Annotated in this window: 16 protein-coding genes; 8 read left to right on the forward strand and 8 right to left on the reverse strand. The window is 63.1% G+C overall.

Going from position 1 to position 16,395, the window contains the following annotated elements; translation table 11 throughout:
* Nucleotides 1-161 precede the first annotated feature (161 nt).
* Nucleotides 162-887, forward strand: coding sequence for a LysR family transcriptional regulator (locus GCT19_RS05335; protein WP_227749184.1), 726 nt, complete (start codon nt 162-164; stop codon nt 885-887).
* A 57-nt stretch (nt 888-944) separates the two neighbouring features.
* Here GCT19_RS05335 and GCT19_RS05340 read toward each other — a convergent pair whose 3' ends face one another.
* The gene (locus GCT19_RS05340; RefSeq protein WP_152851244.1) at nt 945-1,778 is read right to left on the reverse strand and encodes a hypothetical protein; all 834 of its coding nucleotides are present in this window, start codon (nt 1,776-1,778) and stop codon (nt 945-947) included.
* Between the two features lie 894 nt (nt 1,779-2,672).
* On the opposite strand from GCT19_RS05340, the gene GCT19_RS05345 reads away from it, so the two are divergent.
* On the forward strand, nt 2,673-3,140 hold the full coding sequence (locus GCT19_RS05345) for a CBS domain-containing protein (RefSeq protein ID WP_018436220.1): 468 nt from the start codon (nt 2,673-2,675) through the stop codon (nt 3,138-3,140).
* A 31-nt stretch (nt 3,141-3,171) separates the two neighbouring features.
* On the forward strand, nt 3,172-5,187 hold the full coding sequence (locus GCT19_RS05350) for an acyl CoA:acetate/3-ketoacid CoA transferase (RefSeq protein ID WP_152851245.1): 2,016 nt from the start codon (nt 3,172-3,174) through the stop codon (nt 5,185-5,187).
* Nucleotides 5,188-5,231: 44 nt separating this feature from the next.
* Here GCT19_RS05350 and GCT19_RS05355 read toward each other — a convergent pair whose 3' ends face one another.
* Together GCT19_RS05355 and GCT19_RS42615 are read right to left on the reverse strand one after the other, a co-directional pair.
* Nucleotides 5,232-5,780: a hypothetical protein gene (locus tag GCT19_RS05355; RefSeq protein WP_152851246.1), complete on the reverse strand. Its 549-nt coding sequence runs from the start codon at nt 5,778-5,780 to the stop codon at nt 5,232-5,234.
* Between the two features lie 28 nt (nt 5,781-5,808).
* On the reverse strand, nt 5,809-5,964 hold the full coding sequence (locus tag GCT19_RS42615) for a hypothetical protein (RefSeq protein WP_013093704.1): 156 nt from the start codon (nt 5,962-5,964) through the stop codon (nt 5,809-5,811).
* Nucleotides 5,965-6,402: 438 nt separating this feature from the next.
* On the opposite strand from GCT19_RS42615, the gene GCT19_RS05360 reads away from it, so the two are divergent.
* Nucleotides 6,403-7,626, forward strand: coding sequence for a YeeE/YedE family protein (locus tag GCT19_RS05360; protein WP_018436217.1), 1,224 nt, complete (start codon nt 6,403-6,405; stop codon nt 7,624-7,626).
* Between the two features lie 93 nt (nt 7,627-7,719).
* On the opposite strand, the gene GCT19_RS05365 is transcribed toward GCT19_RS05360, so the two are convergent.
* Nucleotides 7,720-8,385 carry a DUF4410 domain-containing protein gene (locus GCT19_RS05365; RefSeq protein WP_227749185.1) on the reverse strand — a complete coding sequence of 222 codons (666 nt, stop codon included), beginning with the start codon at nt 8,383-8,385 and terminating at the stop codon, nt 7,720-7,722.
* 220 nt (nt 8,386-8,605) lie between these two features.
* Between GCT19_RS05365 and GCT19_RS05370 the strand changes: the two genes are divergently transcribed.
* Nucleotides 8,606-10,261 carry an FAD-dependent oxidoreductase gene (locus GCT19_RS05370; RefSeq protein ID WP_152851248.1) on the forward strand — a complete coding sequence of 552 codons (1,656 nt, stop codon included), beginning with the start codon at nt 8,606-8,608 and terminating at the stop codon, nt 10,259-10,261.
* Nucleotides 10,262-10,277: 16 nt separating this feature from the next.
* Here the strand turns inward: GCT19_RS05370 and GCT19_RS05375 are convergent, their stop codons facing one another.
* From GCT19_RS05375 to GCT19_RS42620, 3 genes are all read right to left on the reverse strand, one after another.
* Nucleotides 10,278-11,177, reverse strand: a complete 900-nt coding sequence (locus tag GCT19_RS05375) for an ATP adenylyltransferase family protein (RefSeq protein WP_152851249.1) — start codon at nt 11,175-11,177, stop codon at nt 10,278-10,280.
* Between the two features lie 54 nt (nt 11,178-11,231).
* Complete coding sequence (locus tag GCT19_RS05380; RefSeq protein ID WP_018436213.1) at nt 11,232-11,717, reverse strand: adenosine-specific kinase; 486 nt, start codon at nt 11,715-11,717, stop codon at nt 11,232-11,234.
* Nucleotides 11,718-11,913: 196 nt separating this feature from the next.
* Nucleotides 11,914-12,060, reverse strand: a complete 147-nt coding sequence (locus GCT19_RS42620) for a hypothetical protein (protein ID WP_176134923.1) — start codon at nt 12,058-12,060, stop codon at nt 11,914-11,916.
* 326 nt (nt 12,061-12,386) lie between these two features.
* Here GCT19_RS42620 and GCT19_RS05385 point away from each other — a divergent pair, with 326 nt between their 5' ends.
* From GCT19_RS05385 to GCT19_RS05395, 3 genes are all read left to right on the forward strand, one after another.
* Nucleotides 12,387-13,508, forward strand: a complete 1,122-nt coding sequence (locus tag GCT19_RS05385) for a tryptophan leader peptide (RefSeq protein WP_321576758.1) — start codon at nt 12,387-12,389, stop codon at nt 13,506-13,508.
* Between the two features lie 64 nt (nt 13,509-13,572).
* Nucleotides 13,573-13,902, forward strand: coding sequence for a hypothetical protein (locus GCT19_RS05390; protein ID WP_152851250.1), 330 nt, complete (start codon nt 13,573-13,575; stop codon nt 13,900-13,902).
* A 33-nt stretch (nt 13,903-13,935) separates the two neighbouring features.
* Entirely contained in the window at nt 13,936-14,781 is an 846-nt protein-coding gene (locus GCT19_RS05395) for a GNAT family N-acetyltransferase (protein ID WP_152851251.1), read from the forward strand.
* 19 nt (nt 14,782-14,800) lie between these two features.
* Here the strand turns inward: GCT19_RS05395 and GCT19_RS05400 are convergent, their stop codons facing one another.
* On the reverse strand, nt 14,801-16,390 hold the full coding sequence (locus GCT19_RS05400) for a methyl-accepting chemotaxis protein (protein WP_152851400.1): 1,590 nt from the start codon (nt 16,388-16,390) through the stop codon (nt 14,801-14,803).
* Nucleotides 16,391-16,395: the final 5 nt, after the last annotated feature.

A 16,395-nucleotide genomic window follows, 5' to 3' on the forward strand; every position in this document is an offset into this window, starting at 1 on the left:
CGACTCCAGACGTACGCTGTCCCGGGGCGCCCGCGGGAGCGTGTCGCGCGGGCCTCGACAAGTCAGCTTGGTGATGCACCAACAGCCATTTTCCGGCACCGGTTATCCGCAGGCAAATGGATAATCATTGCAATTGATAGCAAAAATTTTGATATGAAACGATGGATATCACGCCGCCCCGTACCTTTCTCGAAGTCTCGGCAAGTGGCAGCTTCATATCGGCTGCGGAGCGTTTGCACCTGACGCAGACGGCGGTGAGCGCGCGCATCCGCACGCTGGAGGAGCAGCTGGGACGCCGGCTGTTCGTCCGCAACAAGGCTGGCGCGCGTCTGACGACGGCCGGGGAACGCTTCGTCGGGCATGCAACGACCCTCGTGCAGGTGTGGGAACAAGCACGTCAGCATGTGGCGCTCCCGCCCGGTCGCGAGGAGGGTGTCAGTCTGGGCGGCGAACTCAGTCTGTGGCATCCGCTTCTCGCCGACTGGCTCATCAGGATGCATCGCGAATGCCCGCAGATCGCACTGCGCGCGGAGGTCGACTGCCCGATGCGCTTGCTCGACCGCGTGCATGAAGGCTCGCTCGACATCGCCGTTCTTTACAACCCTGTCAGTCGGCGGATCGGGCTACTTTCGCATCGGCACCGCCGAGCCGTTTTTGCGGGACGGCCGCCTGCGCCTCGTCACGGGCGCGCCGGAATTCTCATGGTCGGCCTACGTGGTGTACGCCAGACGACAGGAAGCCAACGTTATCGACCGCGTCCGGCAGGGGCTGCGGGCCGCGCCACTGCTGATGACGAACCGCGCGCGGACCACGCGGTGGGCTCACGGCCGACAGTTCGCGGCAGCAGGCGGCGCACGGATCGGGGCGAATCCGTCTCGCAGCGGTGACGGCGCTTGTACGTTTTACCGACATGTTCATCCGGAATGTCTGCTCCGGTCAGGTGATCATCGAGAGGAGCCGACCGTTATCAGAAGCGTGACGTCTTTCGGAATGTCCACCGGGTCCGGCCCGAACACACCCGCGGGAATATGAATGTTGCCGCCATAGTGAATCTTGTGTGAGCCGGCGGATAGCGGCTCTAGTAGCAGGAAGTAGCCGTCGCCTACGGCCGTACCGTTACCGCCGGTACCCGTAGGGTTAAAAACCCAAGGAGTAGGAGCGGTAAACGGGAACTGGTCAGTCATCGTCCGATATGCGCTGACGTTGGCGATTGGGACATCGTCGACACTCACAAACACGTTCTGGATGTAGTTGGCGAACTGATTGGCAATCGCCCGTTGACCGGCCGCCGTCGCTGCATAGAAAGGCTCGGGGTCGAGCGACGAAGCCTCTACGTCAAGCGTGGTCAAAAAGATCGCCGTCCCTGCGGGAATAACGTTTGCAGACTGATTGCAGATTTGGTCCGGGAGATCGGGCGCCGACCAATACCAAACATTGCCCGTTTGCCCCGCTGAGATAGGACGGTTGGTGCAGTCATTAAAAGGATGTGGAAGCGGACCGAGAGGCAACGCTAACGCCCACTGCCAGAACGACGCCTCCCACTGCGCGTAGGTCTTGCCTCCAAAGCGCGCATTGAGCGGCACCACGTGAGGGCTCGCAGCCGCCGCGGGCGGCGCAGCTTTATGCGCTACTGCCGACTCGCCAGCACTATCACTGCCTCCTCCACCGCATGCGGTCAATGCCGCTGCAATCGATATCACAATCGCGGTTGCCTGCAATCCTCTATTGAGTCGTGGAATGAAGGTCGCGATATCTGTTCCTGCATCTTGATCATTCATGACGCTCTCCAACGTATTTGTGCTTCTTTAACTGGGAGCCATCGACTCGGTCGATGGTAACGTTGACGAGCCACCCGGATTTGCAAACCAACCAACGACAAAAGACAGCTTCTCTAATCGCTATGACGTCGCTATCGCGGTCGCGAGCGAACTCAATAGCAATATCGAGCGAAACTCCGCGAGTCTATTTGCCGCCAATCATTCGCAAAAACCGAAAGGCAATAAAGGTCCCACCGACATTCACCTGATCGGGCGAATGTGAAAATGGGCGCATCGTTGAGCGCGCGGAGCCACGCATTCGCTGTGACGCAAACCATCCGCGACCGGAACCAACATATAGGGAGGACTACTTCGTCACTGAGCCAACGCAATGAGCTGAGTGGTGGCAGATGCGTGCAGAAGTTTTGCACGGAAGTCTGCTCGTGGTGACTTCATGAGTCGTGCAACGCCAATAAGATTTGCATTGCATGACGTCGTTATAGCAGGGGTGAAAACTACTACAAGGCGATAAATCAGCCGGGATAAGACTTCGGTTAGACGCCATGAGCCATGCAGGTGCGCGTCGGCTCAATTCGACACATTGGCCGATCGTCATCGGACGCGCGCGCGCAATTCGTCCCGCCACGGGCCCGCGTGTGGCGCGCGGCACCGCTCGTTCCCCGTCAATCAGTACGCGAGCAGCGAATTCCACGCCCGCTTCCCTCAATGCGGCTCACTCTTCCACATTGAACCGGACCGGAAAATGTTCGTTCGGCACAGACCAGGCGACCTACACTGCAATTCAACGAAGACAAAAAAGATCGCCAGACTTAGCTGGACCTGGACGATCGCATTCCGATTTCGCTTTGATCAGGCGGAGTCCGTACATGCTCCCCTTTCTGTCTGGAGGCGCTCATGAAAAAGGAGAGGAAGACAGCACGGCAAATTCTGTCCGGGAACCCTCGGGAGGTTGTTTCGGTCGGCCCCGACGACACGGTGCTCAGCGCGCTGCAACTGATGGCCGACAAGGATGTGACGACGGTGCTGGTGCTGCAAAGCAGCAATCTGGTTGGCGTGCTGTCTCAGCGCGACTACGCGCGCAAGGTCGACGTGCTCGGCCGCAACGCTGCCGGCACCAGGGTTGGCGACATCATGACCACTCAGGTTTTTTATGTGACGCCCGAGCATACCTGCGATCAATGCCTCGCGTCGATGCATACGAAGCGGGTCCGGCACCTGCCTGTTATCGAATCCGGGCGCGTCATCGGCGTGCTTTCCAACAGTGACGTGCTGGAGGAACTCCTGCAGGAGGACGAGCGTTTCATCCGGGTTCTCGAGGACGACATGCTCCATCTGACCATTGATACCGGCGGCGCCTATTAGACAGTCGCGCTCGAATCAGACGAGGTGAAACATGAGCACGCAATCAACCGCGGGGACGCCTGCACCGGCCATCCTTTCCCGCTCGTCCGGCAAAGTCGCATCGGCGCGCGATGCCGTGCGCCTGATCCGCGCCGGCGATACGGTCGCGACAGGTGGCTTCGTCGGCATCGGCTTCGCCGAAGACATCGCTATTGCCCTCGAGGAACTCTGTACGACGCGTGACGAGGATGCGTTAGTGACCCTCCCAAAGCCCCGCGACCTCACGCTGGTCTATGCGGCCGGCCAGGGAGACGGCAAGGACCGGGGACTGAACCATCTGGCGACGCCGGGACTCGTCAAGCGCGTGATCGGCGGACACTGGGGTCTGGTGCCGAAGCTACAGCGGCTTGCGGTAAATAACCAGATCGAAGCCTATAACCTGCCGCAGGGCGTGATCAGCCACCTGTTTCGCGACATTGCGGCCGGAAAACCCGGCCATCTGTCACGAGTGGGCCTAGGTACCTTCGTCGATCCGCGCTTCGGTGGCGGCAAACTGAACGAACGCACCACCGAGAACCTGGTCGAGTTGATGCAGATCGGCGGCGAGGAATATCTGTTCTACAAGTCGTTCCCGATCAACGTCGCGATCGTGCGCGGCACCACCGCCGATCCCGACGGCAATGTGACGATGGAGCGCGAAGCGCTGACCCTGGAGGCGCTGGCGATCGCCATGGCCGCGCACAACTGCCACGGTCTGGTGATCGTCCAGGTGGAGCGCATCGCCGAAAGCGGCTCGCTCAATCCGCGTCAGGTCAAGATCCCCGGCGTGCTGGTCGATTGCGTCGTGCTGGCGCCGCCAGAGAACCATCAGCAGACCTTTGCCACACCCTACAGCGCGGCGTTCGCCGGCGAAATCCGGGTCCCCGCGAGCAGTGTGGCGCCGATGCCGATGAGTGAGCGCAAGGTGGTCGCGCGGCGCGCGGCAATGGAACTCCAGCCGAACAGCGTGGTGAATCTCGGAATCGGCATGCCCGAGGGCATCGCCAGCGTCGCCAACGAGGAAAGAATCCTCGACCTGCTGACGCTGACCACCGAGCCCGGCGTGATCGGCGGCATTCCAGCGGGAGGCTTGAACTTCGGCGCGGCGACCAACCCGCAGGCGATCATCGATCAGCCCGCGCAATTCGATTTCTATGACGGCGGCGGGCTCGACATCGCGTTTCTCGGCCTCGCGCAGGCCGATCGGATGGGAAACCTCAACGTGTCGAGATTCGGGCCGCGCCTGGCCGGTGCCGGAGGCTTCATCAACATCAGCCAGAATGCCAGGAAGGTCGTGTTCGTCGGCACTTTCATGGCGGGCCAAAGCCAGATTTCAGTCGTCGACGGCAAGCTGCGTATCCACCGTGACGGCACGGCCAGGAAGTTCATCGAGGAAGTCGAGCATCGCACGTTTTCTGGCCCGTATGCGGCGGCAGCGGGACAACCGGTCCTCTACGTCACCGAGCGTTGCGTGTTCGAACTCGGCGCCGAGGGCATGGAACTCATCGAGATCGCGCCTGGCGTCGATCTGGAGCGCGATATTCTGGCCAGGATGGACTTCGCACCGATCCTGCGTTCGCCGAAGCAGATGGACGAGCGGATTTTCCTGCCGGAACCGATGGGCCTGCGCTCGAATGTTTTGCGACTGCCGCTGGAAGCGCGCTTCATCTACGACGACGACAAAAACATCATGTTTCTCAATTTCTCGCGTCTCGAGGTGAAGCGTCCCGACGACATCGCCGCGATCCGAACTCAGGTATGCCGCATCTGCGAACCACTGGACCACAAGGTTTATGCGGTGGTGAACTACGAGGGCTTCGTGTTGGACCCCGCGCTGGAAGACGCGTATGTCGAAATGGTCGAGGATATGGTGCAGCGCTACTACCTCGGCGTAACGCGCTTTACGACCAGCGCTTTCATGCGCGCCAAGCTGGGTGGCGCCCTGACGCGGCGCGGGCTGTCACCGTATGTCTATGAGACGGAGGCGGAAGCGCAGGCGTTCCTGCGCGAGCAGTCGCCGAACCGCTAGCGAAGCTGAAATCGCCACGCGTGATGTCATCGAGCCGGCAGCCCTCACATCGGCTTGTTGTCGCCGCCCTGCAAGTGCAGCGGGTCCGGGCTCTTCTGGGTTGAGCGCAACACGCCGGTGTCGTCGAAATAGAAATTGAACAGCAGGTACCACACGTTGTCTTCCAGATAGCGATAGCTCCATACCTCGCGTTTCAACATTGGAAAGTATGTCGTGTCCTCCGGGCGGCCGAAGTTGGTTAGAACGTCGTTCTTCGTCCACTTGTCAGGCTCCGCGCGGTAAAACTCGTTCGGCTGCAGCACTTGCCGGACGCGGATCAGTTTGCCGGTTGGGTCGATGTCCGCGGCGACGGTGAGTTCCCCCATGGGCTGCGTCGGCCACATCAGCCGCCTGGAACCGTCGGGCAGCTCGTAGACCTCGCGCGGCTGCCCCAATCTGGCGACGACGGCGGATTCCGGTTCGCCTGCATGGAACGCCTCCCACGGCTGCGCGCAGGCCCCGAGCGCGAAGACCGCCGCGCAGAGCAGCGCGGCGCGTGTGTGACAGGCAAGACCCAAGGCCGATCGGGATGGGTTCGATCGCCGGGATGTCATTTGGGACTCTACCCGCCAAGATCCGGAGTCAGTGCCTGTGATGTAGCCAACCCATGTGATGCGCGTCGAGCCACTGGCTCATTGTCTCTTCCGGATGCGCGTGCCTGTATCGCCGCGCGAACACGTACGCGAGGACCAGCAGCGCTGCCAACGCCACTACCAGGCCCATCATTGACTGAGTCATGGCAGCCTCCCTTCTAGGTTGCGACCATGGTTATATGGTAGGCGATGCGCTCGATGTCAGGGCCCTGCCCGCCAGCGCAACTCCGGCCCCGGATAGCTCGCGAGCCATGTGCCGTTCGCGTCCATCGGCTTCCACGTTGATAACGGTTTCAAGGCAAGTTTGAAATACTGTTATTACGAGAGGTTATTAAGCGGCAGACGACCAGGCGCCGTCGATTTCCGCAAAAACCCCGTGCGGTGGGCCCTGCAGGCTCGCGACACCGCCCGCGCCTGGACTCGCCATCGAGCAGCGCGACCCCGGCCGGCAGCGGCCCCGATCCGACATTTCGGTATACTCCCGGGCTTTCCCGAAACGATTATTCGCGGCCCCTCCCGCGCAGCGACCGCCGCTTGACCGGCGCGCCGCCTTCGCGCGACAAGCGCGTCCGCTCCACTCATCATGTCCGATCTCTCCACGCCATTCGGCGCGCCTCGCCGTGCCGTCAACATCAATCCAAAGCCGCTCACCGTCGCGCTCGCGCTGGTCGTGCTCGGCGCGGTCTATCTCGCGCAAACCGTCAGCGTGAAGCAGGCCGCGCTGTACGTCCTCGGCGCGCTGCTCGGCATCACGCTCTATCACGCCGCGTTCGGCTTCACGTCCGCATGGCGCGTGTTCATCGCCGACGGCCGCGGCGCCGGTCTGCGCGCGCAGATGCTGATGCTCGCGGTCGGCGTGCTGCTGTTCTTCCCGGCGCTTTCCGCCGGCACGCTGTTCGGTCATCCGGTGGTCGGCGAAGTGTCGCCCGTCGGCACCTCGGTCGTGGTCGGCGCGTTCATGTTCGGCATCGGCATGCAGCTCGGCGGCGGCTGCGCGTCCGGCACGCTGTACACGGTCGGCGGCGGCAGCACGCGGATGGTGGTCACGCTGATCGCGTTCATCATCGGCTCGGTGATCGGCACCGCGCATATGCCGTTCTGGTCCGCGATGCCGCATCTGCCGCCGATCTCGCTCGTGCAGACGCTCGGCGTCGTCCCGGGCATCGCGCTGAACCTCGTGGTGTTCGCGGCCATCGCCGCGCTGACCGTTCTAATCGAGAAACGCCGTCACGGCCGTCTCGTCAGCGAGGTGGAACGCGCACCGAACGCATCGCCGTGGCTGCATGGCCCGTGGCCGCTCCTCGCCGGCGGCGTCGTGCTCGCGATCCTCAACTTCGTGACGCTCGCGCTGTCGGGTCGTCCGTGGGGCATCACGTCGGCGTTCGCGCTGTGGGGCGCCAAGGCGTTCTCCGCAATGGGCGTCGACGTCGCGAGCTGGCCGGTGTGGAGCACCGGCCCGAACGCAGCCGCCCTCGCCGCACCGATCAGCCACGACATGAAGTCGGTGATGGACATCGGCATCGTGATCGGCGCGATGGTCGCCGCTTCGCTGGCCGGCCGCTATGCGCCGGTGTGGCGTCTGCCGCTGCGCTCGCTGCTCGCGGCGATCGTCGGCGGTCTGATTCTCGGCTACGGCGCGCGTCTCGCGTACGGCTGCAATATCGGCGCCTACTTCAGCGGCATCGTGTCGGGCAGCCTGCACGGCTGGCTGTGGCTCGTCGCGGCATTTTTCGGCAACGTGGTCGGCACGAAGCTGCGTCCGCTGTTCGGCCTCCCGGTCGAGCGCGTCAAGCAGACGGGCTGCTGATCGGGCGGCTTCGGCCGCCTATCGGGCGGGGGCTGCGCTGCTGCCCCGCCCGCGCAATTCCGGGTGGAAGTCGTCGCAACGAAGCCGAGTCTTCTATCTGGCGCCAGTCTGAAGCCGTCGCGCGAGTTCGTCGGCTATCTGCTGCGCGCTGTTCCTGACCGCCGTCTTTTCATCGCGGCCGGAAAGAACGACCTTCGCGGCGATCACGTACGGATTGAGCTTGATCACCGCGCCCGGCATATCCCTGCTCTTCCCCTCTTCAACGCTTTCATACAGCGGCGGCAACTCCGGCGAAGCCAGGTTATCGCAGGAGACCGCGACCTGAAACTGGCTTTGGCCCGCGCCCATTCCCACCATCGCGCGACGCAGCCGGTTACCCTCATCGACGCTGAGAAAAACGCCGCGCACCTGCCAGCCGTCGTGAGGCAGCGGCTCACCCGGCGCGACACGGCGCGCGTCTACTCCGGCCTTTTTCAGATCGTCCGTCAAGGATTGCGCCATCAGCGCAACGATCTCGCGCGCCCGCGCCTGCGGGTCCTGCTGCTGACGCAGCGGACCCGCCGGCACCAGATTGCCCACGATGCCTCGCGCGCGGTGGCCTGGTCCGCTGTCAGGGGCGATATTCGCGGCGTCGAGATCGAAATCGGCGACATAGACGACCGGCGATGCAACAGGAGCCGCGAGCGCTGCCGACGCATCCGCCGCCAGACATCCTTGCGCGCCGGCGCACACATACGTCGCCAGACCGACAATTCGCATCCATCGAAACACCATTGCGCACCTCCGCGCTGATCGCCTGGTACTGGTCGCATCGCAAGCGACGAAATACGGCACTCGCATCAAGGCTCTTTATCCATCTTAGGACTTTCGATCGTCTGCATCGCGATCCGAAAATCCTATACTTGGTCGATGCGGTTGGTGGCTACGCGCGTTGTCCGCGTATGCCTTGGCGCGAGTCCGACAAACGGAAAACAAAGCCATGCTGACGATCGACGACATTCGCGCCGTGCCGCTGTTCTCGACCCTGCCCGACAGCGAACTGGAAAACCTCGCGCACACGGCCGCCGACCTGCATCTATGCGCGGGCGAGTTCGCGGTTCATGAAGGCGGCGAGCGCGCGTTGTACGCGGTGCTGTCGGGCAAGATGGAAGTCATCAAGACATTCGACGGCATCGAGCGGACCTTGGGCTGGCGTCTGCCCGGCACGATCTTCGGCGAAGTGCCGCTTGCGCTGAGTTCGCCGTTTCCGGGCGCCTATCGAGCGGCCGAGCCTTCGCGCGTGATGCGCGTCGACGCGCCGCAATACTATGCGCTCGCGGCGGCGTCGCCCGAGGTGGCGTTCAAGATGGGGGCGCTCGCGCGCGAACGCATCGGCGGGCTGCAAAGCCTTTCTGCCGAGCCGCCGAAAGCGCGTGTGACGATCGTCGGCAACCGTTGGGACGATGCGTGCACGCTGCTGCGCCAGTTTCTCGCGCGCAATCAGATCAGCGCCGACTGGCTGGCGCCGGATGCGCCGGAACTGGCCGCGCGCTGGCCTGGCACCTGTCCAACGGAACGCGAGTGCCCCGCGTTGCGCCTCGTCGACGGCACGGTGCTGAGCCGGCCCGCGACCCGCGAACTGGCGGGACTGCTCGGCCTTCAGACGCAGCCGCGTCTGGACGGATACGACACGGCGATCATCGGCGGCGGCCCCGCGGGGCTGGCTGCCGCGGTGTACGGCGCGTCGGAAGGTCTGCGCACGCTGGTGCTGGAGCGCGAGGCGCCGGGCGGACAGGCGGGCACGTCCTCGCGCATCGAGAATTACCTCGGCTTTCCCAATGGCGTTTCCGGCGACGAACTCGCGAGCCGCGCGCTGCAACAGGCACGGCGGCTCGGCGCGGAAATCCTCGTGACGCGCTCGGTCGAGCGCATCGATGTAAAGACGCGGCGGATTCATCTCGATGGCGGCGACGCCGTGCACGCTCGATCCATCATTCTCGCGACGGGCGTCACGTGGCGGCGGCTTGCCATCGACGGCTTCGACCGCTTTATCGGCAAGGGGATCTACTACGGCGCGGCGCGCAGCGAGGCGAGCGCGACCCACGGCCTCGATGTCCATCTGATCGGCGGCGGCAATTCGGCCGGCCAGGCGGCGTTATTCTTCGCCAATCATGCGCGCAGCGTGACGCTCGTCGTGCGCGGCGATTCGCTCGAAAAGGGCATGTCGCGCTATCTGGTCGAACAGCTTGCGGGCAAATCGAATGTCGCGGTGCGCTTGCGCTCGGATGTCGTCGGCGCGCATGGCGATACGCATCTGACGGCCATCGACATTCGCGATTCGACGACGGGCTCAGTAAGCCGGCACGACTGCGGCGGTCTGTTCGTCTTCATCGGCGCGGATGCGCAAACGGAGTGGCTACCGTCCGAAATCGCGCGCGACGTACGCGGCTATGTTCTGACCGGTGACGACGTCGTCAAGGCCGCACGCTGGCCGCATCATCACCGCGATCCTTATCTGCTCGAATCGAGCGTGCCGGGTGTGTTCGCGTGCGGAGATGTGAGACTGAGCCCTGTGAAGCGCGTCGCTTCGGCCGTCGGCGAGGGCAGCATGGCGATTGCTTTCGCGCACAGGTTTTTGCAGTCGGACGGTGCGTGAGGTCGTCGCTCGGTCCTTATGTATTCGCAGGCAGCGCGGCGCGTTCCAATACCGTCATCGGTCCGAGCCTTTCGATCACGTCCAGTTGAGCCGGGTCACGCACGAACAGCGAACCCGCAAATCCGAGCGCGTTGACCGACACGCCTTCGACACGCTCTTGCGATCTCGGCACGAGCAACATCCAGCGCCGCGTGACCAGCAGGTTGTAGGGCGCCGCATGACACCACACGCGATCGATTTCGAGCGCGCCGATCCCCGCCGCTTCCAGTAGCGTGCGATAGCGGGACAGCGCCAGCTTCGGCGCATCCGCGCGCGTCAGATCATCCGCGTCGAAGCGCGCGAACGCATGCCAAAACGGCAGCTCCGGCAAGCGGTCCTGCGCGCCCAACAAGGGCTCGATAGGCACGGGCGGATCGGTTTGCCCGAGCGGCAGCGGCACGATCTGCAAATGCTTGTGCGGCTGGCTCGCGCCCGCCTCCGTGCCGGCGTTGTAAAAGCCGATGCCGTCGAATTCGGCCATGCACGCGAGCAGCGCTTCGAAATCGGCAAGATCGAGCAGCGCTTCCTGCGGTACGAATTCACGCGTGACGATCAGCAGATGATGATCGATCACGTTGAACTTGTTCAGCAACGCGAGATGCGTATCGGAGATATCGGCGACGAACAGATCTGGATCGGGGGGAAGAAATGGGTTCTGTGGGCGCATTGCCGTCTGCAGCTTGTGCGCTTGCTCGCGCTGTTGTTCCTTGTGCATCAGGCTCGACACCCGACGCACGAGAAAGCGGATGCCACCGCTGTCGATCATGGACTGTTGCGTGTCGATCGGTCGCAGCGCACCGCAACCGAGCGCATGTTCGGTCTGTCGCAGAATGGCGGGCCACAGCGTGCCCGGAATCAGGCGTCGTTGTCGTTCCATAGCATGTCGGCAGGTATGGCGGCGCGTGTGAAGCGAGTCAAAGCGCAGCAGCCGCTACAGCTTGTAGCCTATCGTGCGCAAAAGATCCTTGCGCCATTGAACGTCTTCCGCGCTTTCGGTGCCGACGGGCGGAAAGCCATCGATCACGCCGACGATGCCTCGCCCCTGATCCGTTTCAGCGACCAACACTTCGACGGGATTCGCCGTGGCGCAGAAGATGCGGCAGACCTCGGGCACGGCCTTGATCGTGTTCAGCACGTTGACGGGGAAAAAGCCGTCGCCGAGAAACACGAAGAAGCTATGGCCCGCGCCGACGTTGGTGGCGTTCTGGCATGCCATCTCGACGAGACTCTCGTCCGTGCCGGAGCGCCGCACGAGGCGCTTGCCGGAGGCCTCGCAAAACGCGAGGCCGAACTTGATGCCGGGCACCGTGCCGACCATCGCTTCGTGAATATCCTCGACGGATTTGATGAAGTGGCTTTGCCCGAGGATGAAGTTGGTCGCTTCGGGCTTGACGACCTTGACGGCGGACAATTGCATGGGGGACCTCGCTCCATTGCGGCAACGCCGAAAACACGTCGAACACAGGCCAACCCGACTGCGGATGGTTCGCGCGTCAGCCGGTCTTCGTCGATCCGGCTTCTAGCCTAGTACGAAAACCGGGCCTCTGGCGAACGACGCCACGAATTCCCGAATTCCGGAGCCCGTCGCGTACCGCACGTGGCTCGTTGCGGCTCTATCCTGAAGCGATCCCGGCATCCAGGAAACCTGCGTCGTCGCGGCGCACGATCCGCTCCGCGGCGAAACCGTCAAGGACGTCGAACAGGCAGAGAAAGCCTGACTTATGGCGGCGTCGATCGACCGAAAGTCGCGTCTCCGTCATAGCGTTTCGACCCGCTTTAAACCTGATCGCGCCGAAGCAGCCGCTCCGAGTCAACAAGGTCAAGCGCCGGTTTACGCCCCCGACCGAGTGTGCAAGTATCTTCACCAAGCCGCATCCCGCACACTCTTGCGAGGTCCACGATGGCCTGGAAACTTTGGAAGACCGACAAGCAGAACGACGAGACGCGAAGCTGGCCGAGCGGGACGCATGAGTCGTTGAAGCAACTTCTGGACATGTACCTGGTCAGCGACTCGCCACCGTTCGCGAACTGGGCCGCGCCTGGGATCACGTTCACGCCCGAACTCGAAACGCTCGCCCGAAACGGCGTGCGGGGCTATCAGCTTGCCCTTTGGCTGTGGCTTTTCGCCGAGAAGCACGGCACCATCGCGGCAAAAATGGTGCGCGAATCTTTTTGCCTGCTCGCCGACGCGATGCAGCCGTCGTCCGGCGACAAGATCGACTCGCTGCTCGACCTCGAAAATCGCCTCGCGCATTCTGTCGAAGACCTTTCCGCTCAACAGCGAACCTTCCGTCTGGAGGGTCTGTCCGTCGAGCTGCCGATGGAGTTTTTCCTCGCTACCGCCTTCCTGCGGCTCGCGCCGGATTCTCCATATGCGGGGACCGAAGGCACTCACCTGCAAGGCAATGACTTCAAGCTGGCCGACTGTTTTCGCCATGCAACCGAAGAGGGACTGGCGGTATTCCGGCCGATGGTAGACGCGGTCGACTTCGACGCGAAATCGCTGCCGAACTGGAAATGGAGCGCTCATCCCGGCGCTGCCGAGCGACACCTGCAACGCCGCGACAAGAATCCGCTGTTCGCCCTTCATCGTCAGATGGTGACGGCTCATGAAGTGTATGAGGCGCGGCTGGCCGACGCTCGGGCCATCGAGGAGGTCAGGAGCGAGCTCAATGAGATCAGCCGGTCGTTCTCCGAGACGACCGAATTGCCGCTGAACTGGCAGCCCTTCCTCGAAGGATATCGGGACCACGTCGACCGGCTCGATGAACGCCGGCTCGTCGTTGGCGGACAGAGCACGTCCCTCGGCAATGCAATTGCGGAGTTGCGCGCCGACATACTTGCAACCTGGCGGGCGTCGATTCACAAGAACCGGCACAGTCTCGCGACCCTGGAGCAGGACGAAGCAAAACGGACCGAGCGACGCACGCTGCTGTATGGATGCGACTGGACGGCTCAGCTTTTGAGCCACGGGTCGCTGATTCCGCCAGAAGAGGTGGTGCCCGCCCTGCTGAGCGAGCCCCCCTCCGAGCTGGAAAAGGTGGTGACAGGTCTGCGGGGCGACCCGCGACTGCACGAGACGCTTGCGCAGTGCCGTGCAACTGCGCATCGGCTCGTCAACGAGCTTCGCGCCGCCGGCCATCAGCTTCCCGATCTCGACGACAAGCTTCGCATTCTGGATGGTGCGCCCGGGCAGTTGCCGGACTGAACATCTTGCTGGTATGCGATGTCTTGTTACCTGTGGATGCCACGCTCGACCACAAAGGCCACTTATGAATTCTTCCTCTCGCGCCCCGCTCGATGTAGCGACTGAGGCGGCATCCACGCTTTCGGAGTACCTGGAGCTGTCGCTAGACAAAGGACAGAGCCTGATTTTCGTGCTCTCTCAAGGCGAAAACAGCGAAGTCTATCTTGGGGACCCCGGCGAGCCAGACGCGGACTGGACAAGCTGCGCGGCCATTCCGAACACGATCGTCCACGCGCTTCTGGAGACCACCCGGTCGGGATTCAACCAGTTGGTCATCGAAGGACAGGCCTACCGCTTCGCCCGGACTTTCGCGCAAGTTGCCGGGCATGGTGCTGTCGTCTTCACGCCTGCGTAGACGTCGTAGCCAATCACGTTGCTGCATTTGAGCATGGATGATCATAGCGATTTCGTGGTGCGCAACATGTCTTCCAGCGAGGTCGATCTGGCGATCGAATGGGCTGCGGCGGAGGGATGGAATCCGGGCCTCGACGACGCGCGATGCTTCTGGGATGCCGACCCCAACGGCTTTTTCGTCGGTACCTGGCGCGGCGAGCCGGTGGCATGCATCTCGGCGGTCGCCTACGACGAGCGTTTCAGTTTCATCGGCCTGTACATCGTCAAGCCAGCGTTTCGCGCCAGGGGTTTCGGTTTGCGCACCTGGCAGCACGCGATGCGCTATCTGGGAGATCGCACGATCGGCCTCGATGGTGTCGTTGCCCAGCAGCGGAACTATAAGAAATCCGGCTTCCAGCTCGCGTATCGCAACATCCGCTTCGAGGGCGCCGTGCAAGCTGCGTCGACGCCGACGCTGACGAACGCGCGGGAGGTGCCCTTCGCGCAACTGCTCGCCTACGACAGCGCATGTTTTTCGACCGCCCGTTCCGGCTTCCTCGCGGACTGGATCGCGCAACCACAGGCGCTGGCTCTGGCGGATGTGCGCAACGCTCAGATACGAGGGTACGGTGTGCTGCGCCGTTGCAGGAGCGGCTACAAGATCGGTCCGCTCTTTGCCGACGACGCACGCATCGCCAACGATCTGTTCGACGGACTGGTCGCGAGCGCCGCGGGCGAAGTCATCGCGTTCGACGTCCCGGAAGTCAACAAGGCTGCCGTAGCGCTCGCTGAACGCTACGGCATGGTGAGCGCGTTCGAAACGGCGCGCATGTACACGCGCGCCGCGCCGGCCGTTCCCGTGCAGCGCGTGTTCGGGGTCAGTACGTTCGAACTCGGTTGACTGCAACGCAACAGAACGATCATCGAGCGGCCGTGAGCGACGCCTCACGCTGACCGGCAATCGTGAAAAGGCGCACCGTCTCATCGAGCACTTGAGCGGAGTCGATCAGCCGTTGCGCGGTGGCCGTCGCTTGCTCCACCAGCGCGGCGTTTTGCTGGGTCGCGCTGTCGAGGTGCGTGATTGCCTGATTCACCTGCATGATGCCTTTGGCCTGCTCGTCGCTTGCATGGGAGACATCGTCGATGATGGTCAGCACGCGTCTGACCGTCTCGTCGATCACTTTCATCTGCGACGCGGTACGGTCGATCAGCTCCGTTCCCTGCGAGACTTCCGCGACGGTCAGATCCACCACGGACTTGATTTGCCTTGCTGACTCCGCGCAACGTTGCGCCAGCATCCGCACTTCGGTGGCGACGACCGCGAACGAACGGCCGGCGTCGCCGGCACGGGCGGCTTCGACCGCCGCGTTCAATGCAATGATGTTGGTCTGAAAGGCGATCCCATCGATCACCCCGGTAATATCGGCGATACGCTGCGACGCCGACGTGATGCCGGACATGGTCCGCTCAACGTGACCGACGATCTCGCCGCCAAGCGCCGCGGCATCCTGTGCTTCCCGGGCAAGTCCGAGCGCGGACGCGGCGGCGTCTGCATTGGCCTTCACGCTGGTGGTGAATTGCTCCATGGTCGCAGCCGTTTCCTCCAGCGACGCCGCTTGCGATTCGGTGCGGCGCGCCAGATCCTCATTGCCGCTCGACATTTCACGAGCGGAGTCGACCACCCCGCCGATCTGGCCACGCACGTCCAGCACGATCGCGCCGAGGTTCGCCTTCAGTTGATTCAGCGCGCTCAGTACGTCGCCGAAATCGCCGTTCCTCGAGATGCTCATTTCGGCGGTCAGGTCACCGGCAGCCATTCGGGTAGCGAAACTGGACAGCCCCGCCAGCGGCGCACCCAATTGCTTTCTCACCGCCAACCAGGCCAAGCCGGCCAGCACCGCGGAGACGGCAGCCGCGGTCCAGAACGGCAACGGCGGCATCCCGCCGTACTGCACCGCACCGACGAGCGGGAAGACCAGCGGCGCGATCACATAGCCCATACCGATACGCGCCACCACCGACAAGCGTGTCAGTGCCTGCAGCTTGCCGGCGATCCCGGTACGCACCAGCTTGCCGCGGCGCAACTTGTGCGAGCGCAACGTGCCTTCGCGCATCCGCGCATAGGTTGACTCGGCAAGCCTCACTTCGTTGCGAGATGGCTTGGTACGAACACTCAGATAACCGACGGTCTGACCGCTTTCGATCACCGGCGTGACGTTCGCGCATACCCAGTAATGGTCGCCATTCTTGCGGCGGTTTTTCACCAGCGCTGTCCACGGTTGACCCGCGCGGATCGTGTCCCACATGTCGGCGTACGCGTCGGCCGGCATGTCGGGATGCCGGACGATGTTATGTGCCGCGCCCAGCAACTCTTCTCGCGTGAAGCCTGATATCGCGATGAAAGCGGGGTTGCAGTACTGAATCCTTCCTTTCAGATCGGTCGCCGAGACGAGCATCTCAGAGGCGGGGAAATCGAGTTCGCGTTGTGTTACGGGCTGGTTATTGCGCATGAAGG

The sequence above is a fragment of the Paraburkholderia atlantica genome (assembly GCF_009362785.1).
Classification (GTDB): domain Bacteria; phylum Pseudomonadota; class Gammaproteobacteria; order Burkholderiales; family Burkholderiaceae; genus Paraburkholderia; species Paraburkholderia atlantica.

What these genes read in the sequence shown, in the direction of transcription:
- GCT19_RS05335 (WP_227749184.1), top strand. Translation starts at nt 162, where the DNA reads ATGGATATCACGCCGCCCCGTACCTTTCTCGAAGTCTCGGCAAGTGGC.
- GCT19_RS05340 (WP_152851244.1), bottom strand. Translation starts at nt 1,778, where the DNA reads ATGAATGATCAAGATGCAGGAACAGATATCGCGACCTTCATTCCACGA.
- GCT19_RS05345 (WP_018436220.1), top strand. Translation starts at nt 2,673, where the DNA reads ATGAAAAAGGAGAGGAAGACAGCACGGCAAATTCTGTCCGGGAACCCT.
- GCT19_RS05350 (WP_152851245.1), top strand. Translation starts at nt 3,172, where the DNA reads ATGAGCACGCAATCAACCGCGGGGACGCCTGCACCGGCCATCCTTTCC.
- GCT19_RS05355 (WP_152851246.1), bottom strand. Translation starts at nt 5,780, where the DNA reads ATGACATCCCGGCGATCGAACCCATCCCGATCGGCCTTGGGTCTTGCC.
- GCT19_RS42615 (WP_013093704.1), bottom strand. Translation starts at nt 5,964, where the DNA reads ATGACTCAGTCAATGATGGGCCTGGTAGTGGCGTTGGCAGCGCTGCTG.
- GCT19_RS05360 (WP_018436217.1), top strand. Translation starts at nt 6,403, where the DNA reads ATGTCCGATCTCTCCACGCCATTCGGCGCGCCTCGCCGTGCCGTCAAC.
- GCT19_RS05365 (WP_227749185.1), bottom strand. Translation starts at nt 8,385, where the DNA reads ATGCGAATTGTCGGTCTGGCGACGTATGTGTGCGCCGGCGCGCAAGGA.
- GCT19_RS05370 (WP_152851248.1), top strand. Translation starts at nt 8,606, where the DNA reads ATGCTGACGATCGACGACATTCGCGCCGTGCCGCTGTTCTCGACCCTG.
- GCT19_RS05375 (WP_152851249.1), bottom strand. Translation starts at nt 11,177, where the DNA reads ATGGAACGACAACGACGCCTGATTCCGGGCACGCTGTGGCCCGCCATT.
- GCT19_RS05380 (WP_018436213.1), bottom strand. Translation starts at nt 11,717, where the DNA reads ATGCAATTGTCCGCCGTCAAGGTCGTCAAGCCCGAAGCGACCAACTTC.
- GCT19_RS42620 (WP_176134923.1), bottom strand. Translation starts at nt 12,060, where the DNA reads ATGACGGAGACGCGACTTTCGGTCGATCGACGCCGCCATAAGTCAGGC.
- GCT19_RS05390 (WP_152851250.1), top strand. Translation starts at nt 13,573, where the DNA reads ATGAATTCTTCCTCTCGCGCCCCGCTCGATGTAGCGACTGAGGCGGCA.
- GCT19_RS05395 (WP_152851251.1), top strand. Translation starts at nt 13,936, where the DNA reads ATGGATGATCATAGCGATTTCGTGGTGCGCAACATGTCTTCCAGCGAG.
- GCT19_RS05400 (WP_152851400.1), bottom strand. Translation starts at nt 16,390, where the DNA reads ATGCGCAATAACCAGCCCGTAACACAACGCGAACTCGATTTCCCCGCC.